This window comes from Roseobacter sp. AzwK-3b (genome assembly GCF_000170875.1).
GTDB lineage: Bacteria > Pseudomonadota > Alphaproteobacteria > Rhodobacterales > Rhodobacteraceae > Roseovarius > Roseovarius litoreus.
The window spans coordinates 175,720-201,932 of the sequence record NZ_ABCR01000007.1 but is presented as its reverse complement, the minus strand read 5'-3'; the positions used below and the strand labels follow the sequence as shown (position 1 = coordinate 201,932).

Annotated in this window: 27 protein-coding genes; 13 read left to right on the top strand and 14 right to left on the bottom strand. The window is 62.9% G+C overall.

From position 1 onward, the window contains the following. Nucleotides 1–169 precede the first annotated feature (169 nt). Complete coding sequence (locus tag RAZWK3B_RS13820) at nt 170–460, top strand: DUF6477 family protein (protein ID WP_007816144.1); 291 nt, start codon at nt 170–172, stop codon at nt 458–460. A 9-nt stretch (nt 461–469) separates the two neighbouring features. On the opposite strand, the gene RAZWK3B_RS13815 is transcribed toward RAZWK3B_RS13820, so the two are convergent. Continuing rightward, nucleotides 470–2,014 (bottom strand): trimethylamine methyltransferase family protein, encoded by a 1,545-nt coding sequence (locus RAZWK3B_RS13815; protein ID WP_037295887.1) that lies wholly within the window; start codon nt 2,012–2,014, stop codon nt 470–472. Nucleotides 2,015–2,224: 210 nt separating this feature from the next. Between RAZWK3B_RS13815 and guaA the strand changes: the two genes are divergently transcribed. The 8 genes from guaA (at nt 2,225) to RAZWK3B_RS13770 (ending at nt 10,453) form a co-directional block, all read left to right on the top strand. Beyond that, nucleotides 2,225–3,787 carry a glutamine-hydrolyzing GMP synthase gene (guaA, locus tag RAZWK3B_RS13810; RefSeq protein ID WP_007816142.1) on the top strand — a complete coding sequence of 521 codons (1,563 nt, stop codon included), beginning with the start codon at nt 2,225–2,227 and terminating at the stop codon, nt 3,785–3,787. After that, nucleotides 3,778–4,704: a DMT family transporter gene (locus RAZWK3B_RS13805; protein ID WP_502685151.1), complete on the top strand. Its 927-nt coding sequence runs from the start codon at nt 3,778–3,780 to the stop codon at nt 4,702–4,704. Before guaA ends, RAZWK3B_RS13805 begins: the two co-directional genes overlap by 10 nt. A 114-nt stretch (nt 4,705–4,818) precedes the next feature. Beyond that, nucleotides 4,819–6,033 carry a hypothetical protein gene (locus RAZWK3B_RS20295; protein ID WP_157132266.1) on the top strand — a complete coding sequence of 405 codons (1,215 nt, stop codon included), beginning with the start codon at nt 4,819–4,821 and terminating at the stop codon, nt 6,031–6,033. Between the two features lie 127 nt (nt 6,034–6,160). After that, nucleotides 6,161–7,021, top strand: a complete 861-nt coding sequence (locus RAZWK3B_RS13790) for a hypothetical protein (RefSeq protein ID WP_007816139.1) — start codon at nt 6,161–6,163, stop codon at nt 7,019–7,021. 40 nt (nt 7,022–7,061) lie between these two features. Beyond that, the gene (gene metA, locus RAZWK3B_RS13785; RefSeq protein WP_007816137.1) at nt 7,062–7,985 is read left to right on the top strand and encodes a homoserine O-acetyltransferase MetA; all 924 of its coding nucleotides are present in this window, start codon (nt 7,062–7,064) and stop codon (nt 7,983–7,985) included. Further along, nucleotides 7,975–8,937 carry an alpha/beta fold hydrolase gene (locus RAZWK3B_RS13780; RefSeq protein WP_007816135.1) on the top strand — a complete coding sequence of 321 codons (963 nt, stop codon included), beginning with the start codon at nt 7,975–7,977 and terminating at the stop codon, nt 8,935–8,937. Before metA ends, RAZWK3B_RS13780 begins: the two co-directional genes overlap by 11 nt. Before the next feature lie 36 nt (nt 8,938–8,973). Beyond that, nucleotides 8,974–9,843 carry a polyphosphate kinase 2 gene (gene ppk2 / locus RAZWK3B_RS13775; protein WP_007816134.1) on the top strand — a complete coding sequence of 290 codons (870 nt, stop codon included), beginning with the start codon at nt 8,974–8,976 and terminating at the stop codon, nt 9,841–9,843. Further along, nucleotides 9,836–10,453 carry a TetR/AcrR family transcriptional regulator gene (locus tag RAZWK3B_RS13770; RefSeq protein WP_007816132.1) on the top strand — a complete coding sequence of 206 codons (618 nt, stop codon included), beginning with the start codon at nt 9,836–9,838 and terminating at the stop codon, nt 10,451–10,453. The genes ppk2 and RAZWK3B_RS13770 overlap by 8 nt, the downstream gene beginning before the upstream one ends. A gap of 73 nt (nt 10,454–10,526) precedes the next feature. Here the strand turns inward: RAZWK3B_RS13770 and rpsI are convergent, their stop codons facing one another. From rpsI to RAZWK3B_RS13755, 3 genes are all read right to left on the bottom strand, one after another. Next, nucleotides 10,527–11,015: a 30S ribosomal protein S9 gene (gene rpsI, locus RAZWK3B_RS13765; RefSeq protein WP_007816130.1), complete on the bottom strand. Its 489-nt coding sequence runs from the start codon at nt 11,013–11,015 to the stop codon at nt 10,527–10,529. Further along, nucleotides 11,015–11,479: a 50S ribosomal protein L13 gene (rplM, locus tag RAZWK3B_RS13760; protein ID WP_007816128.1), complete on the bottom strand. Its 465-nt coding sequence runs from the start codon at nt 11,477–11,479 to the stop codon at nt 11,015–11,017. The genes rpsI and rplM overlap by 1 nt, the downstream gene beginning before the upstream one ends. Before the next feature lie 260 nt (nt 11,480–11,739). Beyond that, entirely contained in the window at nt 11,740–12,165 is a 426-nt protein-coding gene (locus RAZWK3B_RS13755) for a PaaI family thioesterase (RefSeq protein WP_007816126.1), read from the bottom strand. A gap of 75 nt (nt 12,166–12,240) precedes the next feature. Between RAZWK3B_RS13755 and RAZWK3B_RS13750 the strand changes: the two genes are divergently transcribed. From RAZWK3B_RS13750 to gluQRS, 3 genes are all read left to right on the top strand, one after another. After that, entirely contained in the window at nt 12,241–13,029 is a 789-nt protein-coding gene (locus RAZWK3B_RS13750; protein ID WP_007816124.1) for an enoyl-CoA hydratase, read from the top strand. Between the two features lie 254 nt (nt 13,030–13,283). Continuing rightward, nucleotides 13,284–14,642, top strand: a complete 1,359-nt coding sequence (trmFO, locus tag RAZWK3B_RS13745) for a methylenetetrahydrofolate--tRNA-(uracil(54)-C(5))-methyltransferase (FADH(2)-oxidizing) TrmFO (RefSeq protein WP_007816122.1) — start codon at nt 13,284–13,286, stop codon at nt 14,640–14,642. Between the two features lie 12 nt (nt 14,643–14,654). Then, entirely contained in the window at nt 14,655–15,506 is an 852-nt protein-coding gene (gluQRS, locus tag RAZWK3B_RS13740) for a tRNA glutamyl-Q(34) synthetase GluQRS (protein ID WP_007816120.1), read from the top strand. A gap of 3 nt (nt 15,507–15,509) precedes the next feature. Here the strand turns inward: gluQRS and hisI are convergent, their stop codons facing one another. Beyond that, nucleotides 15,510–15,872 carry a phosphoribosyl-AMP cyclohydrolase gene (gene hisI, locus RAZWK3B_RS13735; protein ID WP_007816118.1) on the bottom strand — a complete coding sequence of 121 codons (363 nt, stop codon included), beginning with the start codon at nt 15,870–15,872 and terminating at the stop codon, nt 15,510–15,512. A gap of 67 nt (nt 15,873–15,939) precedes the next feature. Between hisI and RAZWK3B_RS13730 the strand changes: the two genes are divergently transcribed. After that, nucleotides 15,940–16,395, top strand: coding sequence for an iron-sulfur cluster assembly scaffold protein (locus RAZWK3B_RS13730; RefSeq protein ID WP_007816116.1), 456 nt, complete (start codon nt 15,940–15,942; stop codon nt 16,393–16,395). A 207-nt stretch (nt 16,396–16,602) separates the two neighbouring features. Here the strand turns inward: RAZWK3B_RS13730 and RAZWK3B_RS21860 are convergent, their stop codons facing one another. The 9 genes from RAZWK3B_RS21860 to RAZWK3B_RS13690 form a co-directional block, all read right to left on the bottom strand. Next, nucleotides 16,603–16,725 carry a hypothetical protein gene (locus RAZWK3B_RS21860; protein WP_007816113.1) on the bottom strand — a complete coding sequence of 41 codons (123 nt, stop codon included), beginning with the start codon at nt 16,723–16,725 and terminating at the stop codon, nt 16,603–16,605. A gap of 143 nt (nt 16,726–16,868) precedes the next feature. Beyond that, nucleotides 16,869–18,959, bottom strand: a complete 2,091-nt coding sequence (recG, locus tag RAZWK3B_RS13725) for an ATP-dependent DNA helicase RecG (RefSeq protein WP_007816111.1) — start codon at nt 18,957–18,959, stop codon at nt 16,869–16,871. Then, complete coding sequence (gene ligA / locus RAZWK3B_RS13720; protein ID WP_007816109.1) at nt 18,956–21,118, bottom strand: NAD-dependent DNA ligase LigA; 2,163 nt, start codon at nt 21,116–21,118, stop codon at nt 18,956–18,958. The genes recG and ligA overlap by 4 nt, the downstream gene beginning before the upstream one ends. Before the next feature lie 274 nt (nt 21,119–21,392). After that, on the bottom strand, nt 21,393–22,817 hold the full coding sequence (locus tag RAZWK3B_RS13715) for a portal protein (RefSeq protein WP_007816107.1): 1,425 nt from the start codon (nt 22,815–22,817) through the stop codon (nt 21,393–21,395). Continuing rightward, complete coding sequence (locus RAZWK3B_RS13710; protein ID WP_157132247.1) at nt 22,810–23,283, bottom strand: hypothetical protein; 474 nt, start codon at nt 23,281–23,283, stop codon at nt 22,810–22,812. The genes RAZWK3B_RS13715 and RAZWK3B_RS13710 overlap by 8 nt, the downstream gene beginning before the upstream one ends. 5 nt (nt 23,284–23,288) lie before the next feature. Beyond that, on the bottom strand, nt 23,289–24,695 hold the full coding sequence (locus RAZWK3B_RS13705; protein ID WP_007816105.1) for a terminase large subunit domain-containing protein: 1,407 nt from the start codon (nt 24,693–24,695) through the stop codon (nt 23,289–23,291). Next, complete coding sequence (locus RAZWK3B_RS13700; protein ID WP_050774247.1) at nt 24,692–25,264, bottom strand: terminase small subunit; 573 nt, start codon at nt 25,262–25,264, stop codon at nt 24,692–24,694. Before RAZWK3B_RS13700 ends, RAZWK3B_RS13705 begins: the two co-directional genes overlap by 4 nt. Nucleotides 25,265–25,596: 332 nt before the next feature. Beyond that, entirely contained in the window at nt 25,597–25,785 is a 189-nt protein-coding gene (locus tag RAZWK3B_RS13695) for a hypothetical protein (RefSeq protein ID WP_007816101.1), read from the bottom strand. Continuing rightward, on the bottom strand, nt 25,785–26,210 hold the full coding sequence (locus RAZWK3B_RS13690; protein ID WP_007816100.1) for a hypothetical protein: 426 nt from the start codon (nt 26,208–26,210) through the stop codon (nt 25,785–25,787). The genes RAZWK3B_RS13695 and RAZWK3B_RS13690 overlap by 1 nt, the downstream gene beginning before the upstream one ends. Between the last annotated feature and the right edge of the window lie 3 nt (nt 26,211–26,213).

Below are 26,213 nucleotides of genomic sequence, written 5' to 3'. Positions count from 1 at the left end.
ACCCTTGCGTGTAAATCGTTACCAGTTCGTTAACTGATAACGTTTCAGCAACAATTGTTTCCGAATTATGAACAAGCACATATCACGGCGCGCGCCACATCAGTCAGATGCGCAACACCCGCTAAGGTTGTGCAACCAAGAGGGGAGACGATCTGATCGGAGACCAGACATGAACGACATCCTCTCGCATATGGCCGCCCTGCGCCGGCCCCGCCTGTTGATCCATGCGGCCCGTTTCGGGCTCATGGAGTATCGTCGCAACACGCATCTGCCCCGGCATCTGGGCATGGGCACCCTGCCCCGCAGCGGGCCCGCTCTCATGCGGCTGATGGATATGGAACTGATTCTCGAAAGCCAGCGCACGCATCGCGACGCGGGCTATTCCGCGGAACGCCATGTCGAGATTCTGATCGCGATGATGGGCGAGGCGCGCCTGCTGCGCGCCTCGCTATCGGCCTGACCGCAGCGCTCAGGAGAACGCGTCCGGCATCGAGGCTTTCTTGTGCGCCACATAGGCGGCCAGCGCCTCGGCAATGGCGGGATCAAGCGGCGGCTGCTGATAATTGGCCAGCATCTGATGCATCTTGGCGTTGGCCAGAACCATCGTGTCGCGCCCGCCTTCCTCGTGCCATGTCTCGAACGGTTTGTAATCCAGCACGTCCGAGCGCCAGAACGCCTGCTTGAAATTGGACTGCGTATGTTCGCATCCAAGGTAATGGCCGCCGGGGCCGACCTCGCGGATCGCGCCCATCGCCTGCCCGTTCTCGTCGGTGGTGATGCCTTCGGCGAATTTGTGCAGCGCGCCAAGCTGGTCGGCGTCCATCACGAATTTCTCGAAGCTCGCCACCAGACCGCCTTCCAGCCAGCCACAGCTATGCAGCATGAAGTTCACCCCGCCCATCATCGCCGCATTGAGCGTGTTGGCGGTCTCATAGGCGGCCTGCGCATCGGGCAGCTTTGAGCCGCACAGGCTTCCGCCCGACCGGAACGGCAGGTTCATGCGCCGCGCCAATTGTCCCGCACCATACAGGATCTGGCTGGCCTCGGGCGTGCCGAAAGTGGGCGCGCCGCTGTTCATGTCGATCGAGGTGACGAACGCGCCGAAGATCACCGGCGCGCCGGGGCGGACCAGCTGGCTATAGGCGATGCCCGCCAGCACCTCGGCCAGAACCTGCGTGAGCGTGCCCATGACCGACACCGGCGCCATCGCGCCACCGACGATGAAGGGCGACACGATGCAGGCCTGATTATGCTCTGCATAGACTTCGAGCGCGCCCATCATCACATCGTCGAAGGTCATCGGCGAGTTGATGTTGATGAGCGAGGTCATCACCGTATTGTCGCGCACGAACTCCTTGCCGAACAGGATCTCGCACATTTCGACACTGTCGCGTGCCCGGCTCGGTTCGGTGACCGATCCCATGAAGGGCTTGTCGCTCAGCGTCATGTGGGCATAGAGCATGTCCAGATGGCGCTTGTTCACCGGAACATCCGTGGGCTCGCAGACGGTGCCGCCGGAATGATGCAGCCATTTCGACATATAGCCCAGTTTCACGAAACGTTCGAAATCGGCCATCGTTGCATAGCGGCGTCCGCCTTCCATGTCGCGCACGAAGGGCGGGCCATAGACCGGCGCACAGACCAGTGTCTTGCCGCCGATCTCGACATTGCGGGCGGGGTTGCGGGCATGCTGGACATAGCGCGAGGGCGCCGTCGCGCAGAGCTGCCGCGCCAGACCGCGCGGAATGCGCACCCGCTCGCCCTCGATGCTGGCACCGGCGTTGCGCCAGCGCTCCAACGCCTTGGGGTTCTCGACGAAATTGACGCCGATCTCTTCGAGAATCGTTTCCGCGTTCGTCTCGATGATCTCCAGCGCCTCATCGGTCAGGATGTCATATACCGGAATGTTGCGCTCGATATAGCGCGCGGTCTCGATGCTGACGGATGTGCGTTCGGCCCGGCGTGCGGCGCCGCCGCCGCCCCGTGCCCGTCTGCGGGTTTCTGCTTCGACCATGATTGTCTGACCCCTGCATTGGTTGAAACGCCCCGGCTCGGGGGCAGCTGCGCGCATCCATATCGCAGCAAAACGCCCCGCCATCGGAGATTTGCGCCCTCTTGGGGTCTAAAGCGACATGCAGCCCGCCATTCCGCCGCACACAGGCGCTTTCGGGGCGAATCCTGTCTGGGTCTTGCGCAAAGCGCGCCTGCGTCCTACTAGGCAATCATGAGCCAGACATCGCATGACCGCCTTCTAATCATAGACTTCGGAAGCCAGGTGACGCAGCTGATCGCGCGTCGCCTGCGGGAACTGAACGTCTATTGCGAAATCCATCCGTTCCAGAACGTGACCGAGGCGTTTCTCGCCGAGTTCGCGCCGAAAGCGGTGATCTTTTCGGGCGGTCCCGCCAGCGTGATCGACGCAGGCTCGCCGCGCCCGCCTGAAAAGGTGTTCGATCTGGGCGTGCCCATTCTTGGTATCTGCTATGGTCAGCAGGTCATGATGGAGATGCTGGGCGGCAAGGTCGAACGCGGCGACGGCACCGCTGAATTCGGCCGCGCCTATGTCAGCCCGACGGAGCATCGAATCGACCTCCTGAATGGCTGGTTCCTCGAAGAGCGCGAACAGGTCTGGATGAGCCATGGCGACCATGTCAGCCGCATCGCGCCCGGCTTCGAGGTCTATGGCACCTCGCCCAACGCGCCTTTCGCCATCACCGCCGATCTGAGCCGCAATTTCTTTGCCGTGCAGTTCCACCCCGAGGTGCATCACACACCGAACGGCAAGACGCTCTATGAGAATTTCGTGCGCCTTGCCGGGTTCAAGGGCGACTGGACCATGGCCGCCTATCGCGAAGAGGCGATTCGCCTGATTCGCGAACAGGTCGGCGACAAACAGGTGATCTGCGGTCTCTCGGGCGGCGTCGACAGCTCGGTTGCCGCCGTTCTGATCCACGAAGCGATCGGCGATCAACTGACCTGCGTCTTTGTCGATCACGGCCTCTTACGCCATAACGAGGCAGATGAAGTGGTCACCATGTTCCGCGACCACTACAACATCCCGCTGATCCATGCCGACGAGGCGGACCTGTTCCTGGGTGAGCTCGAAGGCGTCAGCGACCCCGAGGCGAAAAGAAAAACCATCGGCCGCCTGTTCATCGACGTGTTCCAGAAATACGCCAGCCAGATCGAAGGCGCCGAGTTTCTGGCCCAGGGCACGCTTTATCCCGACGTGATCGAATCGGTCAGCTTCTCGGGCGGCCCCTCGGTCACGATCAAGAGCCACCACAATGTCGGCGGCCTGCCCGAGAAAATGGGCCTCAAGCTGGTCGAGCCGCTGCGCGAGCTGTTCAAGGACGAGGTCCGCGCGCTTGGTCACGAACTGGGCCTGCCCGCCTCTTTCATCGGCCGCCACCCCTTTCCCGGTCCGGGCCTTGCCATCCGCTGCCCCGGCGAGATCACCCGCGAAAAACTCGACATCCTGCGCAAGGCGGATGCGGTCTATATCGACCAGATCCGCAAGCATGGCCTCTACGACGAGATCTGGCAGGCCTTCGTTGCGATCCTGCCGGTGCGCACTGTCGGCGTGATGGGAGACGGGCGGACCTATGATTTCGCCTGTGCCCTGCGCGCGGTCACCTCGGTCGATGGCATGACCGCCGATTACTACCCGTTCAGCCATGAATTCCTTGGCGAAACCGCCACACGGATCATCAACGAGGTGAAGGGTATCAACCGCGTCACCTATGACGTGACATCGAAGCCGCCCGGCACCATTGAGTGGGAGTGACCTCTCCGACCGGAGATATCCCTCGCGCCGACACAGCTGAAATTCTTCGTGCGGCGCTCTGGATGCTGGGGGCGGTGGTGTCGTTCTCTGCGATGGCAGTGGGCGGCCGGTCGGTCAGTTTCGAGCTCGATACCTTTGAAATCATGATGTATCGCAGCCTGATCGGGCTGACGCTCGTGGTCCTCGTCGCATGGGCCACAGGGGCGCATCGCACCATCACGGGCCGCAAGCCCGGCCTGCATCTGCTGCGCAACGTGCTTCATTTCAGCGGCCAGAACCTGTGGTTCTACGCGATCACCGTGATCCCGCTGGCGCAGGTGTTCGCGCTGGAATTCACCTCTCCGCTCTGGGTGCTGATCCTGTCGCCGCTGGTGCTGGGCGAGCATCTGACGCGGGTGCGCATCCTTGCGGCCTGCATCGGCTTTGCCGGCATCCTGATCGTCGCCCGTCCCAGCCCCGACACGATCAATTTCGGCACGCTGGCCGCGATGTGCGCCGCGATCGGCTTTGCCGGATCGATCCTCGTGACCAAGCGCCTGACCCGCACCGAGACGCTGACCTGCATCCTGTTCTGGATGACCCTCAGCCAGTCGATCTTCGGGCTGCTCTGCGCGGGCTTCGACGGCGATATCGCCCTGCCCTCGGCACAATCCCTGCCTTGGCTCGCCGTGATCGCCTGCGGTGGGCTGATGGCGCATTTCTGCCTGACAACAGCCCTTGCCATGGCGCCCGCGACGCTTGTGAGCCCTGTGGATTTCATGCGCCTGCCGCTGATCGCGGTGATTGGCCTCATGATCTATGACGAGCCGATCGACACCCTGACCATCGCCGGCGCGCTGGTGATCTTCGGGGCCAATTACCTCAACATGTGGTCCGAAACCCGGCAAGGCCGTCAGCCCATCGCACATACCCGTTAGAGGTGTGGCGCGGCTACAACCGTTTGTGCCGTTACGTCACTGATGCGGCGTCAAAGATTGACCAAGATCAAGCCACCAATAACATGACGCCGACTCGGAGGAGAGAGGACAGGGATGAACAGCAAGAGTATCGTAGCAGCAGCGATGTGTGTTGCAGCCGGTGCCGCCCATGCAGGCGGCCTAGATCGATCGGGGCAGTCAATCTCGGCGATTTTCGCAGATAACGATTCCCCTGCCATCAGCTTGGGATATGTAAGTCCCAGTGTGTCGGGTACGGATATCGGCGGAACCGGCCGTTACAGTGTTGGCAATGACTACAAGCAATATGGCTTCAGCTACACCAACAACGTAAATGACTCGCTGTCCTACGCGCTGATTGTGGAGCAGCCCTATGGCACTCATGTGACCTACGAAGGCAATCCGTTGACCGACAATCTGGCAGGAACAAGCGCCGAGTTGTCCAGCCGCGCCGCGTCAGTCGTATTGCGCTATCGCTTCGGCGAACGCTTCAGCATTCACGGTGGTGTATCGTATGAAGCCGTCAAAGCGGATGTCACTCTCAACGGCGCAGCCTACCGCGATGCCATCACATCGGCAGCTCTGATCCGTGCAACACCTGGCCTGACCCGTAGTAATTTTGCAAACCAACTCGCTACCAATCCGGCCATTGCCGGCGCAATTGCGGCTCAATCGACAGCCTTCGTTCTGAACAACGGCTACGCATTCAATATGCAGGAGGACTCGGCGTTCAATTACCTAATTGGTGCGACGTACGAGATTCCCGATATCGCGCTTCGCTTCGCGGCAACCTACAGGTTTGAAACCGATCACTCTGCCAGCACGGTTGAAACAGTGTTCGGCCGCTTCCTTGCGGGGACCGTCAACTACAAGACGCCGCAGTCGCTGAACCTCGACTTCCAGACGGGTATCGCGGAGAACACCCTGCTGACGGCGTCCTACCGCTGGACAGATTTCTCGGCCGTGAATGTGGTTCCGATGCTTCTGCAATCTGATCTCGTGAATATCGACGACAGCCACCGCTACACGCTCGGGTTGGCCCACCGGTTCAACGATTCTCTGGCTGCCTCCGTCACCTTCATCTACGAACCTGAGAATAACGACCCCACCGTATCGCCGCTTGGCCCGACAGATGGCCTTTTCGGGATCACAGTCGGCGGGCAATACACCTTCGACAATCTCAAGCTGTCAGGCGGCATCAACTATTCAAGGTTGGGTGATGCGAACCCGGGTGTCGCAGGCACCCCCGTGGCTAGCTTTACCGACAACTCGGCCATTGGCATTGGCGTGAAGGCAGCATTCAGCTTCTGATTCGGCGATTACTCTCCGTATCGATACGCCGCCCGGTTTCGCCGGGCGGATATTTTCATGGCCGTCGTGTTTGCATTGACCCCGCCAGCCCCGCTGTCTACGACGTCCAGACAGAAAGGAAGCGGCGATGATCTATACTTCGGCTCAGGAGTGGCGCGACGCGGCCGAAAAGCGCGTGTTGTTCTATGGGATGTCCGGCTTGGGCAAGACCCACCTCTCCAACATGCTGCGCGATGCCGGCGACTGGTTCCATTACTCCATCGATTACCGCATCGGCACCCGCTACATGGGCGAGCTGATCGCCGACAACGCCAAGGCGCATGCCATGCAGGTGCCGTTCCTGCGCGACCTGCTGTTGACGGATTCGATCTATATCGGCTCGAACATCACCTTCGACAATCTCGCTCCCGTCTCGACCTATCTGGGCAAACCGGGCGATCCGGCCAAGGGCGGCCTGCCGATCGACGAATATCGCCGCCGCCAGCAGCAATTCCGCACCGCCGAAATCGCGGCCCTGATGGACACCGCGCATTTCATCGACCGGGCCGAGCGGCTGTATGGCTATCCGAATTTCGTCTGCGACACCGGCGGGTCGATCTGCGAATGGGTCGATGGCGACGATCCCGCCGATCCTTTGCTGACCGAGCTCTCGCGCCATTGCCTGCTGATCTATATCGAAGGCTCCGAGGCGCATACCCAGTCGCTCATCCGCCGCTTTGACCGCGCACCCAAGCCGATGGCCTACCAACCCGAGTTCCTAGATCAGGCATGGGTGCAATATCTCAACGAAAACAAGTGTGAAGCGGACGAAGTTGATCCTGGCGCCTTCATCCGCTGGACCTATGCCCGCGCCCTTGCACATCGCAAACCGCGCTACGAGGCGATGGCGAAATGGGGCATCACCGTCACCGCCGACGAAGTGGCCGAGACCCGCGATGCCGACGCCTTCGATGCGCTTGTCGCCACCGCGCTTGAGCGCAGCACCTGACGCCCTATCTACACCGCACCCGACGAAAGCCTGAGACGCCATGCCCATCAAGATCCCCGAAGACCTGCCCGCCTATGACGTGCTCACGCGCGAAGGCGTCATGGTCATGTCCGAGGATCAGGCCGCCCGACAGGATATCCGCCCTCTGCGCATCGGCCTTCTGAACCTGATGCCCAAGAAGATCCAGACCGAGAACCAGTTTGCCCGGCTCATCGGCGCCACCCCCCTGCAGATCGAACTCAGCCTCATTCGCATGAGCGAGCACCGCACCAAGAACACCGCCGCCGCGCATATGGAAAGCTTCTATCGCCCGTTTTCCGAAGTGGCCGACACCGGCGAGCGGTTCGATGGCCTCATCATCACCGGTGCGCCCATCGAACATCTGGATTTCACCGATGTCACCTATTGGGACGAGCTGCAGGCGGTGTTCGACTGGACGCAGACCAATGTGCATTCCACCTTCGGCGTCTGCTGGGGCGGCATGGCGATGATCAACCATTTCCACGGCGTGCAGAAACACCTGCTGGATCACAAGGCCTTCGGCTGCTTCCGGCACCGCAACATGGACCCGGCCTCGCCTTACCTGCGCGGCTTTTCCGACGATTGCGTGATCCCCGTCAGCCGCTGGACCGAAATGCGCCGCCCCGAGATCGAAGCGGTGCCCGGCCTCAAGATCCTGCTCGACAGCGACGAGGTCGGCCCCTGCCTTGTCGAAGATCCCGGCCATGGCGCGCTCTATATCTTCAACCATCTCGAATATGACAGCGACACGCTGAAACAGGAATACGACCGCGATATCGCCAGCGGTACAACTATTGCCGTGCCCTGCAACTACTATCCCGGCGACGATCCCTCGCGCCCGCCGCAGAACCGCTGGCGCAGCCACGCGCATCTGCTCTATGGCAACTGGATCAACCAGATTTACCAGACAACGCCCTTCGATCTGCATTCCATTGGCAGCTAAGATCGTCCTTGCCGCGCTTGTCGCCCTTGTCGTGCTCTGGGCCTATGCCCAGCACCGCGCCCGCCAGCACGAGGCGCGTGCCGAAGCGGCCTTTCCCCCGCAGGGGCGCATCCTCGATGTGAACGGCCACCGCGTCCATGCGCTCACCATGGGCACCGGGCCGGACGTCGTTTTGATCCACGGGGCCAGCGGCAATCTGCGGGACATGACCTTCAGCCTCGCGCCGCGCCTTGCCGCGCGCTACCGCGTCACCGTGTTCGACCGCCCCGGCTTGGGATATACCGACCGCATCAACCGCACCGGCGCCACGATCCGCCAGCAGGCCGAGCTTCTCTCGGAGGCCGCGCGCCAGCTTGGCATCGAGCGCCCCGTGGTTCTGGGCCATTCCTATGGCGGTGCCGTGGCGCTGGCCTGGGCGGTGCACCGCCCCGATCACATCGCGGCCCTCGTGCCGCTCGCGGCCCCCGCGAAACCCTGGGAAAGCGATCTCAGCCTTTATTACAAGACCTTGTCGCATCCCGTCCTTGGCCCCCTCGTCATTCCGCTTCTGACCGCCTTTGTCCGCGACGCGCGGGTGGAACGCGCCGTCTCCGCGATATTCGAACCGAACGCCGTGCCGCCGGGCTATATCGACCATGTCGGCGCGCCGCTGACCCTGCGCCGCGACAGCCTGCGCGCCAATGCCCTTCAACGCGCCAATCTGCTCTCCGAAATCACCGTCCTGCAGGACGCCATCGCCCGGCTCACCCTGCCGATCGAGGTGGTCCACGGCACCGAAGACACCACCGTCGGCCTGCGCATCCATGCCGAGCCACTCGCCGATGAACTGCCCTCCGCCACCCTGACCCGCCTGCCCGACATCGCCCATATGCCACATCACGCCGCCGAGGACGCGGTGATCGCCGCCATCTCGCGCGCGGCCGTCCGCGCCGGATTGCACCCCGCCGATTGAGCCGCCATAGTGGCGCGAAACTGCAGGGAGACACCCATGGAGCTGCCATTCGACGGGGCGATCAGCGCCTTTTACGCCAACGACGCACCCGAACGCATCCGCAACGCGATCCGCCGCGGCGAGAAAGGCGACATCATCGACCCGGGCTTTCCCCATTCCGAACGCCTGCCGCGCAAGCATTACGAAAAGGAACTCGAGGCGCTGCAGATCGAACTGGTCAAGCTGCAGAACTGGACCAAGTCCAGCCGCGCGCGCATCGCCATCGTCTTCGAAGGCCGCGACGCCGCAGGCAAGGGCGGCACGATCAAGCGGTTCCGCGAGTATCTCAATCCGCGCGGCGCGCGGGTCGTGGCGCTGTCCAAACCCTCGGATGTCGAAAGCAGCCAGTGGTATTTCCAGCGCTATGTCGATCACCTGCCCTCGGGCGGCGAAATGGTGTTCTTCGACCGAAGCTGGTATAATCGCGGTGTCGTCGAAAAGGTGTTCGGCTTTTGCACCCATGCGCAGCGCGAACATTTCTTCCACCAGGTCACCGATTTCGAAAAGATGCTGGTCGATGAGGGCATTCACCTCGTCAAGTTCTGGCTCAATGTGGGCCGTGGCGAGCAACTGCGCCGCTTTCTGGATCGCGAGGCAAGCCCCCTCAAGCAATGGAAACTCAGCCGGATCGACGTGGAAGGGCTGGCCAAATGGGATGAGTATACCGCCGCCATTTCCGAAACGCTGGACCGCTCGCATACCAGCCACGCGCCCTGGACCGTGGTGCGCTCCGATGACAAACGCCGCGCCCGGCTTGAAGCAATCCGCCATCTGCTCCTGAATGTCGATTATGCCCGCAAGGATGCCCGCGCCATAGGCTCTCCCGACAGCTCGGTCTGTGCCGGGCCGGATATCTGGAATGCCTAAACAGGGCTACCACCACGGCAACCTGAAACAGGCCCTGGTGGATGCCGCCCTGCGCCTGATCGAAGCCAAAGGGCCGTCGGGCTTCACCCTGTCGGAGGCGGCCAAACAGGCCGGGGTGACGCCCGCAGCGGTCTATCGCCATTTCGCAGGGCGCGACGACCTGATCGCCGAGGCCGCGCGCCAAGGCTATGTGATCTTCGCCGATGTCATGCAGGAGGCCTATGATCGCGGCCAGCCCTCGGCCCGGGCCAGCGTCGAGGCCACCGGTCGCGCCTATCTCGCCTTCGCGCGCCAATACCCCGGCCACTACATCGCGATGTTCGAAAGCGGTCTCTCGGTGAACCGCACACCCGAGCTCTCCCTCGTCGCGCGCCACGCCCGCGCGGTGATCGAACAGGCCGCCGAAGACCTCAGCCGGCATATCCCCCCCGAACGCCGCCCACCTGCGGCGATGTTCAGCGCCCATATCTGGGCCATGTCGCATGGGGTGGTCGAGCTTTTCGCGCGCAACTCCCCCGGCACGGTCGCGCCCTTCGCCCCCGAAGAGCTGCTCGAGACCGGCATCGGTATCTACCTGCGCGGCCTCGGCCTCGGCGCCCCCGACAGCTGACCACCGCTTCGGCGCGCAAAGCAAAAGGGCCACCCAACCGGGCAGCCCTTCCGAGAAAATCGCGAAGATCGGCTTAACGCTTCGAGAACTGGAAGCTCCGACGCGCCTTGCGGCGACCGAATTTCTTGCGTTCCACAACGCGGCTGTCGCGTGTCAGGAAACCAGCGGCCTTCAGCGCGCCGCGCAGCGACGGATCATAAAGCTGCAGCGCCTTCGAGATGCCGTGCTTGACCGCACCGGCCTGACCCGACAGACCACCGCCCTTGACCGTCGCCATCACGTCGAACTGGTCTTCGACACCAGCAACGGTGAACGGCTGACGCAGGATCATCTGCAGCACGGGACGCGCGAAATACGCCTTCATTTCCTTGCCATTCACGCTGACCTTGCCGGAACCCGGCTTGATCCAGACGCGGGCGACCGCGTCCTTACGCTTGCCGGTCGCATAGGACCGGCCCAGATCGTCACGAACAGGCTCGCGCGGCGCTTCGATCGCGGCCTCGGCCACGGCGCCACCGGCGACCGCTTCCAGACCCTCGAGGGATTTGATTTCTTCAGCCATCAGTTCGCCACCCGCGTGTTCTTGTTGTTCATCGACTTGACGTCCAGCACCTCGGGGCTCTGCGCCTCGTGGGGGTGCTCGGTGCCGGCATAGACGCGCAGATTGGTCATCTGCTTGCGCGACAGACGGTTGCCCGGAAGCATCCGCTTGACCGCCTGCATGACGACGCGCTCAGGATACGCCCCTTCCAGGATCTGGCCCGTGGTGCGCGACTTGATACCGCCCGGATAGCCGGTGTGCCAGTAATTGGGCTTGTTGCGCTTGTTGCCCGTCAGCTGGACCTTGTCGGCATTGATGACGATGACATTGTCGCCCATGTCCATATGCGGCGTGAAGGACGCCTTGTGCTTGCCGCGCAGGCGCATCGCGACGATCGAGGCAAGACGGCCCAGAACAACGCCCTCGGCGTCGATCAGGATCCATTTCTTGTCGATATCTGCCGGAGTTGCAGAGAATGTTTTCATTGCAGGGAAATCCCTTGGTTGACGTGTCGGGCGATCGAAACTGCCGCCCCTTCATGCGATTGCGCGGTTATATAGCCCCACACAAACAGGTCAAGGCCCTCTTTCCTGATAAAATCCAACAAATTCAATAACCTGTAATAACGGTATCTATTTACCCCAACTTTCGCGGCTTCTTCTGGCCGCAAATATCCTCGGGGGGAGTCGGTGAAATCCCATGGGATTTCAACGGCGGGGGGCAGACAGCCCCCCATCCTGCCCCCTCAGCCCTTGGCCGGCGGGATCGAATAGGTCAGGCTCGCGCGGGCCACCGGCGCCTCCATCCCTTCGGAATAAAGCAGCACATCGCCCACCGCCAGCACCCGCCCCAGCTTGAGGATCCGGCACTCCGCGATCAGGTCCGCGCCAGCGGCGGGCTTGCGCATGAAATCGACGTTGCAATTGGTGGTCACCGCCAAGGCCTCCGGCCCGATCATCGCCAGAATCGCGAGGTAAAGCGATACATCCGCCAGCGCGAACATCGCCGGTCCCGACACCGTTCCGCCGGGCCGCAAATGCCGCTCCTGCGTCATCAATCGCACGCGGATGTGGTTCTCGCCGACATCTTCGATGGCGAAATCGGCTGCCACCTGCGGAAATTCCTCTTCCAGAAACCGCGCCAGCGCCTCGCGCGTCATTTTCAGGCCCATCCGCTCTCCTCCCCGCCTCTTTCCTGCGCACCGTTGTGCGCGTAAGGTTGCCCATAACCGACAGGGAGGTTCAAGATGACAATTCTCCAACGCAGCGATCAGGGCGCCGTCGCCCGGCTGACCCTCAACCACCCCGAAAAGCTCAACGCGCTGAGCGACGCGATGCTGGCGGCCCTGCAGGATCAATTCGACAGCCTGGCCCAAGATCCTTCCATTCGCGTGGTGATCCTCGGCGGCACCGGCAAGGCGTTCTGCGCGGGCCACGATCTCAAGGAAATGACCCAAGGCCGGCAGGCGCCCGATGGCGGGCGCGCCTATTTCGCCGATCTCTTCGCGCGCTGTGCGCGGGTGATGACCGCCATCCGCACCCTGCCCCAGCCGGTGATCGCCCAGCCTCATGGCATCGCCACCGCCGCGGGCTGCCAGCTGGTCGCCTCCTGTGATCTCGCCATCGCTGCCACCGGCACGCGGTTTGGCGTGAACGGCGTGAATATCGGGCTGTTCTGTTCCACGCCGATGGTGGCCCTCAGCCGCAACATTCCGCGCAAACAGGCCTTCGAGATGCTCACCACCGGCGACTTCATCGACACCGACCGCGCGCTGGCGCTCGGCCTCATCAACCGCGCCGTCGATCCTGACCGGCTCGAGGCCGAAACCGACGCGCTGGCCGCACAGATCGCCGCCAAGCTCGGCGCGGCCGTGCGCATCGGCAAACGCGCCTTCTACGATCAGCTCGAAATGCCGCTCGATCAGGCCTATGCCTATACCGGCGAGGTGATGGTGGAAAACATGATGTATCGTGACACCGCCGAAGGCATCAGCGCCTTTCTCGAAAAGCGCAGCCCCGACTGGGATCAGGACTGACCGCCGCGCGCGCCCGCCTTGTTGTTTCCGAAACCGTGCCTTGTTTTTTCCACAATCGGTATTTTTCCGCGGCGCGGTTCGGCGTATACAGTCAGAGAAAGAACGGCATCGGGTAATCTTGCGATGCATTTCGGGGTCGCCGCCGGCGTCCAGTCCCTCCAGGCCGGCCTCTTCCCGGTTCCGACAGGACCATCGCGGCGACCCGAGCGTTCCCTCCCTTTCCAAACGCCGTGTAATCCCCTACATCCAGCGCCATGAGCAAGACACTCCATATCATCGGCGGCGGCATGGCCGGCTCCGAAGCCGCCTGGCAGGCCGTCCACTTGGGCGTTCCCGTCGTGATTCACGAAATGCGCCCGCGCGTCGAAACCTTTGCGCACCGCACCGGCGATCTGGCCGAGATGGTGTGCTCGAATTCCTTCCGCTCGGATGATGACGAACAGAACGCCGTGGGCCTGCTGCATTGGGAAATGCGTGCCGCTGACGGGCTCATCATGCAGACCGCCGACCGTCACCGCCTGCCTGCGGGCGGTGCGCTCGCCGTGGACCGCGATCTTTTCGCCCGCGATGTCACGCAGACCCTGCGCAACCATCCCCTCATCACCATCCAGCACGACGAGATCACCGAACTTCCCGCCGATGGCCATTGGATCATCGCCACCGGCCCGCTCACCAGTCAGGGGTTGGGACAGGCCATCGCGCACGAGACCGGCGCCGATGCGCTGGCCTTCTTCGATGCCATCGCCCCCATCGTCTATGCCGACAGCATCGACATGTCCAAGGCGTGGATGCAATCGCGCTACGACAAGGGCGAGACCGAGGAAGAGCGCACCGCCTATCTCAACTGCCCGATGGACCGCGCCACCTATGACGCCTTCATCGACGCGCTTCTGGCCGCCGACAAGACCGAGTTTCACGAGGGCGAAACCGCAGGTTATTTCGACGGCTGCCTGCCCATCGAGGTGATGGCCGAACGCGGCCGCGAAACCCTGCGCCACGGCCCGATGAAGCCGGTGGGCCTGACCAATCCGCATCAGCCGGATGTCAAACCCCATGCCGTCGTGCAGCTTCGGCGTGACAACGCGCTCGGCACGTTGTTCAACATCGTGGGCTTTCAGACCAAGATGAAATACGGCGCCCAGACCGAGGTGTTCCGCATGATCCCCGGTCTCGAAAACGCCTCCTTCGCGCGGTTGGGCGGCATTCACCGCAACACCTTCCTCAATTCACCCACGCTGCTCGATGACCAGATGCGCTTGCGCTCGCGCCCGCATATCCGCTTTGCCGGACAGATCACCGGCGTCGAAGGCTATGTCGAATCCGCCGCCATGGGCCTTCTGGCGGGCCGACTGGCCGCCGCCGAGATCCTTGGCCGTCCGCTGCCCTCCCCGCCGCAGGACAGCGCCATGGGCGCGCTCATTCACCACATCACCGGCGGCGCCGAGGCCAAGACCTTTCAGCCGATGAACGTCAATTTCGGCCTCTTCCGCCCTGTCGACGGGCTCAAGGGCGGGCGTCGTGGCCGCCGCGACCGCTACAAGGCCTATACCGACCGCGCCAAGACCGCATGGCAGGACTGGCTGAACGCGCAGCACATGAGCTGTGCCTCATAAGCCATTGTCTTTATGTTCATAACTAGGTTCGCGCCGTCGCCGACAGGTCCGCTGCATCTGGGCCATGCCTATTCGGCGATCCTGGCCCATGACAGTGCCGCGCGCGAAAGCGGGACGTTTCTTCTGCGCATCGACGATCTCGACCAGACCCGCTCGCGCCCCGAATGGGAGGCGCAGATCTTCGACGACCTGTCTTGGCTTGGCCTCAGCTGGCCGCAGCCCGTCCTGCGCCAATCCGACCGGTTACCGCTCTATGCAAACGCCCTTGAAACCCTTTGGGATCAAGGGCTTCTCTACCCTTGCTCATGTAGTCGCGCTGATATCCGCGCCGCCGTTTCGGCCCCTCAGGAAGGCGCGCCGCTGCAGGGTCCCGACGGGTTGATCTATCCCGGCACCTGCAGGCCCGCGCATCCGCCCTCGGGGCCGATGCCCGATAGCCCGCTGCGCCTCGACATGGCCCGCGCCCTTGCGCATCTGGGGCGCGCGCCCGCCTTCACCGAAACCGGCGCCGGCCCCGATGGGGAAACCGGCCTCATCACGCCCTCGACCATGACCCGGACCGTGGGCGATGTCGCCCTGGCCCGCCCCGGTCTGGGGGCGTCCTATCACCTGTCGGTGGTGGTGGATGATGCCGACCAGCAGATCACCCATGTGATCCGCGGTCGCGACCTCTTCAGTGCCACGCAAATTCATGTGCTGTTGCAAGGGCTTCTGGGCCTGCCCACCCCGATCTACCACCATCACCGCCTGATCCGCGACGACGCGGGCAAGCGTCTGGCCAAGCGCGACGACGCCCGTGCCATCGCCGGCTACCGCGCCGAAGGCAAGACCCCGCAGGACATCCGCGCGATGCTGGGCCTCTGACCCTCAACCCGCTTCCGGCGCCATGATCTCGATCTCTTCCCCGTCTCTCACCGCCGTATAGAAGCAGCTGCGCCGGTTGGTATGACAGGCCGGACCCGTCTGGCGCACCCGCACCAGCAGGCAATCGCGGTCGCAATCCACCCGCATCTCCACCAGCTCCTGCACATGCCCCGAGCTTTCGCCCTTGACCCAGAACTCCGACCGCGACCGGCTCCAATAGGTCACGCGCCCGCTCTCCAGCGTGCGCGCCACGGCCTCTGCGTTCATCCACGCCATCATCAGCACCTCGTCCGTGGCCGCGTCCTGTGCTATCGCCGGAATGAGGCCGCGATCATCATATGTCAAACTGGCGGGATCGAAGGGCATGGGCGAAAACCTTTTGCATCTGCGGTCAGGGTTTCTATCTATTGGGTAACGCAGCAAAGGAAAAGTCATGAGCGGCGAAACCGACCTCATCAAGCTCTATTCGGCCCGCATCCTCGAACTGGCCGCCGATATTCCGCATCATGGCCGTCTCGACGCCCCCGACGCGACCGTGAAAAAACGCGCGCCGCTTTGCGGCTCGGCCGTCACCGTCGATCTCTGCACCGATGGCAGCACCATCACCGACTATGCCGCCGAGGTGAAGGCCTGCGCGCTTGGACAGGCCGCCGCCTCCGTCGTGGGCGCGCATATCATCGGCTGCACCCCCGATCAGGTGGTCGCGGCCCGCGACGCGCTCAAGGAGATGCTCAAGGCCGACGGCCCACCGCCCGCCGCCCCCTTCAACGGGCTCGAGGTGCTCAGCCCCGCGCGCGACTACAAGAACCGTCACGCCTCGATCATGCTGACCCTCGATGCCGCCGTCGAAGCGCTCGAACAGGCTCGTGCGGCCCAGTCCTGCATCTGACAGCCCCCCTCGCATAAAAAAACCGCCGCACGCTCGGTCGAGCGGCGGCGGAAGGAAAAGCGGGCTCCGGTAACTCCGACTTGCGCATCAAGGGATCAGGCAGAAACCCTTGTCGGACCTCGGGACAGGTAAGGGGTCAGTTACATCCCGCTTGGGGACAAGGATGCAACAGGCGCGGTACGGATCGGAACGTCGCAGGCAGAAACTCTAGAATAGACCGGGCAGCCAAAGCCCGGCAATCAGCGTGACCATGAGCGCCGCCGCCCCCAGAAAATCGCCCAACAGGGTATCCGAGGATCGTATCGCGGTGGCCTTGATCTGACGAAACATGATCTGTTCCTTTCGCTGACGGTGTGTTGCTCCTTTGTTCTCATTTCCTGAGCCATGTGTAAAGAACTTTATGAGAACATTTGCGAACTTTTCGGCATTTTCCGGCTAAGATTCTGATTTCGCTTGCGAAAAATTCCGGTCGCTCAGCCGACCGAAATCAGCCGGATCGCCTGATCCTGCTCCATCAGCCACAGCAGCACGCGGGCCGCCCGGCCCCGGTCTCCCTCCAGCGCGGGATCATCCACAAGAAGCTTGCGCGCATCGCTCTGCGCCACCGCCATAAGCGCCGCCTGCGCCTCGAGATCGGCGATCCGGAAGCGCGGCAGCCCCGATTGCGCCGTCCCGATCAGATCGCCCGCGCCGCGCATCTCAAGGTCCACCTCGGCAATGCGAAACCCGTCCTCGGTGTCGCGCATCGTGGTCAGCCGCCGCTCTCCGCCCTCGCTCAGCGGCGCCTGATACATCAAGAGACAGGTCGAGGCCGCCTGCCCGCGCCCCACGCGCCCGCGCAGCTGATGCAATTGCGCAAGCCCGAAATGCTCGGCCCTCTCGATCACCATGATCGACGCGTTGGGCACATCCACCCCCACCTCGATCACCGTGGTCGAGACAAGCACACTGGTCTCGCCGCGCTGAAACGCCGCCATCGCGCTGTCTTTCTGCTCGGGCGGCATCTGCCCATGCACCAGCCCGACAACGCCTTCGCCAAGCGCCGCGCGCAGCCGCTTGAACCGCTCCTCCGCGCTCGACAGATCGACCGCCTCGCTTTCATCGACCAGCGGACAGACCCAATAGGCCTGCCGCCCCTCGGCCACCGCGCGGCGCAAATGGTCCACCACCTCGTCGATCCGGCCGATATTGACCAGCGCCGTGGTGATCGGCTTGCGACCGGGCGGCTTTTCATCCAGCACGCTCACATCCATGTCGCCATATTGCGCCAGCGCCAGACTGCGCGGAATGGGCGTCGCGGTCATCACCAGAACATCCGCCTGCGCCCCCTTGCGGCCCAGCTCCAGCCTTTGCCGCACGCCGAACCGGTGCTGCTCATCGACAATCGCGAGCCGCAGATCGGCAAAATCCACATCCTTCTGAAACACCGCATGGGTGCCCACAAGGATCTGGATATCACCGCGCTGCAACGCCTCCAGCTTGGCGCGCCGCTCCGCCCCCTTGTCGCGCCCCGTCAGAATCTCGAGCACAACGCCCGCCGCCTCGGCCAAAGGCTGCAACCCCTGCAAATGCTGCCGCGCAAGGATTTCCGTGGGCGCCATCATCACACCCTGCCCGCCCGCCTCCACCGCGATCAGCAGCGCCTTGAACGCCACCAGCGTCTTGCCCGCGCCCACATCGCCCTGCAACAGCCGGTTCATCCGCGTCTCCGACGCCATATCGCCCGCGATCTCGGCAATGGCGCGGGTCTGCGCGCCGGTCAGCGCATAGGGCAGCGCCTCCAACACCTTGGCCTGCAACGCCCCCGTGCCCATTGTGGCCCGGCCCTTGGCGCGGCGCAGCCGCGACCGCGCCAGCGCAAGCGTCAATTGATGCGCCATGAACTCATCATACGCCAGACGCTCCCGCGCAGGATCCGCGGCGCTCAGATCGGCGGCCTCCTGGGGGCCATGCGCGCGGCGCACCGCCTCGGCCCAATCCGGCCAGCCCGCTTGCGCCTTTTGCGCAGGATCGATCCATTCCGCCAGATCCGGCAGCCGCGTCAGCGCCGAGTGCGCGGCCTTGCGCATCATCTTCTGGGTGACGCCCGCCGTCAGCGGATAGACCGGCTCAAAATCCGGGATCTCCTCAGCCTCATCCACATCGAGGATGTGATCGGGATGCACCATCTGCGCCACCCCGTCAAAGAGCTCCACCTTGCCCGACACGATCTTTCGCGCGCCCGTGGGCAGGATACGTCGCAGATACTCGTCGCGCGCATGGAAAAACACCAGCTGAAACGCCGTCGCCGCATCCTCCACCGTGATCCTGTAGGCCCCGCCCCTCCGACTTGGCGCGCGGTGCTGGCCCACCACCACCTCCACCGTCACCACACCCGGCAACTCGGCGCCCTGCACCGTGGCCCGCTTGCGCCGGTCCACCCCCGACCAGGGCAGCGTGAACACAAGATCGCGCGGCTTTTCGATCTCCAGCCCGCCAAGGTTCTGCACGGTTTTCGGCCCCACGCCCTCAAGCGTCTCCAGCCCCGCGAACAGCGGAAACAGGGCTTCGGGCCGCCCGCTCATGCGTCCCCGATCAGCGCAAGCCAGCCATCCTCGTCGATCATCTCGACCCCCAGCTGTTCCGCCGCCTTGGCCTTGGACCCCGCCCCCGGCCCCGCGATCACCAGATCGGTCTTGGCCGACACACTGCCCGATACCTTGGCGCCAAGCGCCTCGGCGCGCGCCTTGGCCTCGGCGCGGGTCATCTTCTCGAGCGTGCCGGTAAACACCACCGTCTTGCCCGCCACGGGGCTGCCATCCGTATCAGGGCGCTCGGCGCGCTCGATCTCCAGATGCGCCACCAGCCGGTCGATGCTGGCACGTTCCTCGTCCTGCGCGAAGGTGGTGACCAGCGATTGCGCCATCACCTTACCCACACCGTCGATGCCCAAAAGCCGGTCCCAGTCCGGCCCCTCGCCCGCCGCGGCCCCATCCATCGCCGCCGTGAACTCGTCCCATGTGCCGTAAAACCGCGCCAGCATCATGCTTGCCGCCTCGCCCACATGCCGGATGCCAAGCGCGAAAAGCAGCCGGCCAAGCGCGATCCGCCGCCGCTCATCGATGGCGTCAAAGAGGTTCGCAGCACTTTTCTCGCCCCAGCCGTCGCGGTTCTTCAACTGCGTCAGGCATCCCGGCCCATAGCGATCCTTGAGCGTGAAGATATCCGCAGGCTCGCGGATCCAGCCATCGGCATGGAATTGCTCCACCTGCTTGGCGCCCAGACCCTCGATGTCGAAGGCCGCCCGGCTCACGAAATGCTTGAGCTTTTCGACCGCTTGCGCCGGGCAAATGAGCCCCCCGGTACAGCGGCGCACCGCATCGCCCTCCTCGCGGATCGCGTCCGATCCGCATTCGGGACAAACCTTGGGAAACGTATAGGGTGCGGAATCCTCGGGCCGCTTGGACAGGTCCACATCCGCCACTTTCGGGATCACGTCGCCCGCGCGATAGACCTGCACCCAATCGCCCACCCGGATATCCTTGCCGCCGCGAATCTTGTTGCCCTTGGCGTCGCGCCCGGCGATGTAATCCTCGTTGTGCAGGGTGGCGTTGCTGACGACGACACCGCCCACCGTGACCGGATGCAGCCGCGCCACCGGGCTCAGCGCGCCTGTGCGCCCCACCTGAATGTCGATCGCCTCCAGCCGGGTCCAGGCCAGCTCGGCGGGGAACTTATGCGCAATCGCCCATCGCGGCGTGGTCGAGCGATACCCCAGCCGATGCTGCAAGGCGATCTCGTTGACCTTGTAGACCACCCCGTCGATGTCATAACCCAGCTCGGCGCGCAGCTGTTCGATCCGGCGATACTGCGCCAGCATCTCGTCCGGCCCGTCGCAGAGCGCGGTAAGCGGGTTGGTCTGGAATCCGAAACCGGCCAGCCGCGCGATCGCCTCCATCTGGCTTGGCGCAAGCGGCTCGGAATGCGCGCCCCAGGCATAGGCGAAAAACTTCAGGGGTCGGCGCGCGGTGATCTTCGGGTCCAGCTGGCGCAGGCTTCCGGCGGCGGCGTTGCGCGGATTGGCGAATGTCTTGTCAGACCTTTCGGTCTGCCGCGTATTCAGCGCCTCGAAATCGGCGTGGCTCATATAGACCTCGCCGCGCACCTCGAGCAGCTCCGGCACGCCCGCACCGCCCAGATCGTGGGGAATATCGGCGATGGTGCGCGCATTGGCGGTGACATTCTCGCCCTCGGCCCCGTCACCCCGCGTCGCCGCCTGCACCAGCCGGCCCTGTTCATAGCGCAGGCTCAGGCTCAGCCCGTCGATCTTGGGCTCGCTCGTATAGGTCAGCGCCGCCTCCGGCGAAAGGCCCAGGTAGCGGCGGATGCGCGCATCGAACTCGCGGATCTCGTCATCCTCGAACGCATTGCCAAGGCTCAGCATCCGCACGGCATGGGTGACCTTGCCGAACCCTTCGGAGGGGGTGAACCCGACCCGCCGGCTGGGGCTGTCCTCGCGCATGAGGTCCGGAAACCGCGCCTCGATCGCCGCATTGCGCTGCACCAGCGCATCATAGGCGGCATCCGACATGATCGGCGCGTCCTGCCCGTGATAGGCGGCATCGGCCTGCGCCACCAGATCGGCAAGCCGCGCCAGCTCCTGCGCGGCCTGATCCGCGCTCAGCTTGTCAACCGGCCTGTCCGCATGGGCATCCGCCCCATCCTGCTCGCGCTTTTCGCTCATCGCGGCTCTCCGCCCTGACCCGACAGCGGCCTTGGCGGCCCATGTCCTCTATCCGGTCAAAGTGATAGGCCGCGCGGGGTCTGACGTCCAGTGCCCGAGAGGGCGCGATATGGGCACTATGGGCCGCAGGCTCGGAACCGTCACGACATCTCCGGTGATCCCCGGCATCGGACCATTGGCGACAGGCCCGCGAAACCCAAAGGTCGGACCACGCAAAACAGACCGCGATCCACCGCCCCCGACCCTCAGGCCCCAACCTCGGAGGCCTCAACCCTCAGGCCCCGAGCGCCAGACGGCCCGACCGGCCAAGGTTCTCGTCGGTGATGCCGCTCAGCGTCTGGATCATGTTGATCGACATGTTCATGATATCGACATGCGCTGCGGCCAGCTCACGATCGGCCGAGATTTCCAGCATTTTGTTGGGCTTCTTAATGATGATGCTGTCAGGCCGGCTGATTTCTTCCTCGAACTCGTCGAGGTTTTCTACGGCGCCCTCGTCCATGATCACCTTGTTGGTGTTGATGATCGACAAGGCTTTGGACAGGCGCTTGTTGATATCGTCTTGGGCCGGGATCATGCCGCGGATCAGACCGTAGGGCGTGTTGTCGTCTGCCTTGCGATAGCCCCAGATCGGCGTGAAGGGATACCGGTTGTGGCGATACGGCGACGGGGACATCCACAAGACGCCGCGCAGGGTCATAATCATGACGTAGACGCGATCTGTCAGGCGCTCGCGCACCTCTGCCCCCTCCTCTGCCAGTGAGGCGGTGTGGCCCATACTTTCGGGGTCGTAAATCTCGCCGGCGAACTGACCGCCTGCCATGCGCTTTTCTGTCACCGGGATTTTGAACCAGGCTTCGATCAGGCGCACACGGTCTCGGGCATAGGTCGGGTGCTCGATCGAGGTGTAGTATTCGCCATGCTCGGTAGCGAGATACTCTTGGCTGTCCATGGCGTCGTCGCCGTGCCGGTCCATGAAGGCGCCCCACTCGAAATGCGAGGACACGGATGATCTGACAATGCCTTCCCGATCCGGGAACATGGCGCAGGCGCGGTCCACATCGACCCATTTGGTGCGGAAGATGAACCGGCCATCGGACAGGTCTTCTTCTTGGGCGGCGGTGTCGTAGATGACGTTACGCCAGCTTTCGTACCGCTCATACAGGGGCTCGCCTTCGCTGTCGTCGCGCACACCGCACTCGATCCAGCCAAGCCCGACCTTGGCAGCATCTGCGAAGGCGCGGGAGAAATGGAACGGGGTCCGGTTGACGTCGCTGAGATACTTGATCAGGTGCGACTTCTTTTCGGCGTTTCGGCGGCCCTGCTTCCTACGGGCTAGGATCTTGTAGTCGATCCTGGTGCGGCGCTCGGTGCCCAGCACCCAGTTGATGCTCTGAGCGATCACGTTGTAGGTGAGCGGCTGCTGGCCACGGGCTTCGAGCACGGCCAGATCGTCCTTGGACCACTGGTCGTGGTTGTAATACTGCTCGTCGCGCTGCATGAGGCGACGAGCGTTGCCTTGGGCCTCCAGCTCGCGCAGATAGTGGCCAATCAACCGGTCGTGCAGCTCTGCGGTATGCTCGCTGTCGAGATCGCTTTTGGCCGCCTTTTGGACGTCACCAAGGAGCGTCGAGGACGGCACTTGGAAGCGATCTTCGGGGCGCTGGTTCGGCTTCACGCGGCTTTCGAGTTCAGGCATGATCTTTGACCTCAATATGGCGCTCAGAGCCGGTGTCGTTGTTGGTAACAACCATTTCTGCCACCACGCTGTGGTGATCGCGGGGGCATGGGGGAATGGCCAAGAGATCGCCCATGTGATCGCGCACGATCTTGATGATCTTCATGGGGTTGGCGCGGTTGTAGGGGTTGAACCCAAGGTTGGCGCAGAACATGACGGCGTTGACCATCACATCGTCTTCGTCGCCGGTTTCCTCGGCCCATGCCCATGCGCGCTCCAGCGGGATGATACAGGGGATCACGCGCTCTTGGTCGATCTTGTCCATCTTGGGGGTCAGGATCATCACCGGGCGCTTGGTGTTCTGGTTCCAGGTAAGCCATACGAGCACATCGCCGCGGCTGTAAACGGCATGATGCACACGCAGATCGTATGCGGGCTTATACTCGGACCCGCCGGGAAGGATCAGCCCGCCAGGTGTTTCGGTCATGTTGCTCATATCCACATACCTCCGGGGGGCTTGGGCTTGCGACGGAACTGCTGGCGAGGGCCTGTCAGGCCTTCTTCGAGGGCTTGGCCCCATTGGCGGAAAGCGTCGGCGAAGTTGGAATAACGGTCGTGCAGCGGGCGCTCGGTGAACACGTCATGGCGCTCGTTGTAGGCCTTGCGATAGTTGTCGAGGGCCGCGATGCCATCGGGGCACTCGGTGGCGTCAATGAACACCTTGCCGCGCATGGCCAGGCGCGTCTGGTTGATGCCGGTCAGGATGTTCTGGATGCGGGGCACCACCTCAAAGTTCAGGTTCGGCAGCATCTCCTGCAATATTTCCAGCGCGCTCTTGCCGGTCTGCAAGCTCTTGTTGCGCGCATCATGCGGCAGGTAGTGGCGGCCGCCCATGAGATTGAAACCTGAGTTCTGGAGGTACGTTGCATAGTGATCGAGGCTCTCGCCACTGTTCTCGTATGCGCGAATGAAGCGATGCTCGCCGGCGATCTGTTGATGAAACCAGATTGCCGTGGTGTCGTTCCAGCCGAGATCCCAGAACGTGTTGACCGGCTCTGACGGATCGTAAGGCACCGAGCGGATGCCGCCGCGGTTCCGCATCTCGGCCATCTCGTTGGCGTAGTAGGCGCCATGCACCCTGCCTTGGCGCCACAGACCCATGAGAAGCGCGTCACGCTCGTCTGGGGCCAGCTGCAACAGGGCCTCGCGATAGCCGGTCTCGCTCAGGTGTGGGTTCTCGGACAGGCGGGCCGGGATGAATGTGCGGTGAAAGGTCGTGGTGACGCCCTTTTCCTTGTCCTCGACGTCAACGGGGATGCGGGTGGCCGAGCCGTCCTCTTGGATGCCCCAGCGTTTCATCACCCAAAGCTGGCCGGGTCCATCAGGGTTGGTAGTGGCGCGGATATAGCGGGGCAGTGTCTGATCTGTGGATCGACAGCGCGAGAACAGGTAGAGATAGCAGACATCGGTGGGCCAAAGCGTCAGCTCGTCAAAGCCGATGTAGTTCCAGGCGCGGCCACGATACTTGAGGCGGTCAGCGTCGTTGTGCAGGTAGCCGAATTCGATCTTGGCGCCCGATGAAAGCGTCCACACTTTTTCGGTGGCGTTGTATGACGCGAAGGGGTCCACCTGATTGTAGATTTCCAGCGATCGGCTGATCAGGTCGCGCAGCTCGGGAAAGCTGCGACGGAACAGGACGGCGCGGTGACGTGGGTTCTTGTGGCCCTCGTGCTGCAGGCACAGAGCATCGACGAGCAGCGCATCGCTTTTCCCGCCGCCTGCGGCCCCGCCGTACAGCACCTCGAAGTCACCGGCCGACAGGAACTCGGTCTGGCGATCGGTCGGGTTCCAGATCGCCTGCGTCTTGTCCATGTCTATCTTGCGCACCGCCTGGGTCATGAGGGATAGCCATCATCGTGATTGATGGTGCGCGACTTGACCTCGACTTCCTGCTTTGGAGGGACGTTGATGAAGTTGACCACGGCTGTCATGCTCACCTTGTCGCGCGGATCGTTGACACCCATGCCGAGATAGTTGGCCAGCTTCTCAAGGGCCTTGAGGCGATCTATGGGCTGGATCCTGACTTTGACGACCTCGCCTTCTTCCTCACCGCCCTTTTTGAATGTTTCGGTTTGGACCGCGCCGAGCAGGTCGAGATCCTCGGGCGTGCAGTTGGACAGGTCGATGCGTGGCGTACCGTTTGCGTCGATGTGAACGAATTTCGAAAGCCCGGTGAAGGCGATGCGCTCATACTCAGCGATCACGTCGTCGAGGGTCTTGGCAGCGCGCCGGGCGCCCTCGCCCATCAGTTCGGCCACCCGCTTCTTGACGTTTTCATTTGTTTTCAGGCGGATTGCATTGCCTCGATTGGGCTTGTAGCCCGCTTTGATATACGCGGCATCAGCCGGGGTGCCCAAAGCTATCTCTTGCGCGAAGGTCTCGTGCCGTGGATTTATAAGCTCGCCCATTTCGAAACACCACATATTGTGCATTATTCGGTTTCATGCCCGACTATATACAACATATGGTCCAATGTTAATAGGATGCACTTTTCAAGAATTGAAAGCCTGTGATATGGAGGGGCTGTCTGCCGCTCTCTGCATTGCATGCGCGCTTCCGCGATGCATGATCGGCAATCAGCGCGGTATGGCACGTGAGATATCGTTGTGTTGCCGAGGCCAAGGGCCAAGGGGTTGACCAACACCGGGACCGCCGCGCCTTTACACCACCAGCCAAGAGAAAACCCGCCGTGCTGGTGCAGGGCGGGCTGTCAATAGCGGGCTGTCAATAGCGGCCTGAATTATGTCCGACTTTCAAAACTGTCCGACTCCTCCGCCGTCATGCCTTTAGTATTTGCGCGAGTTTCGCCCACATCGACAGTCCCGAATGCGTCGGCTGCGGCTTGTATAGCCTCTTCTGGCGTGCTCGCTTTGAAAGTGCCCCAAAAGACGCCGTGGGCAAAGATATGAAATTCGCGGCTGTATCCCATTATTCCGACTCCTTTCTCGGGTGCAGGTATTGATCGTGATCCATGTAGGCATCGACAAAAGCAGACAGCCAGTTGATGGTCTCAGGCGCTGCCAGCTCATGATCCGCGCCGGCACAGTCAGCCAGTAGCTCCTCGGCGCATTTGAACGTCAGTCCGTAATAGTCGCAGAATATCCGCAGCAACACGTCCATTTCAGGCAGCGACAAGACCTGCGCGGCGTGGTGCGGCGCATCACGGTGGATCAGAGGCACAATGTCAAACTGGCCAAGCTCGTCAGAACCGCATGAATACACCTGCCCGGTACCGAGTACGCTGCGGATGATAGGCTCCTGCACTTTAATGATAGGGTCCTTGGCGGCTTCGGTCTCAAGGGATGAGGCGAACGCCTCATCCACGTGAAAGATTGCGATCGGCATGATGGTCATGGG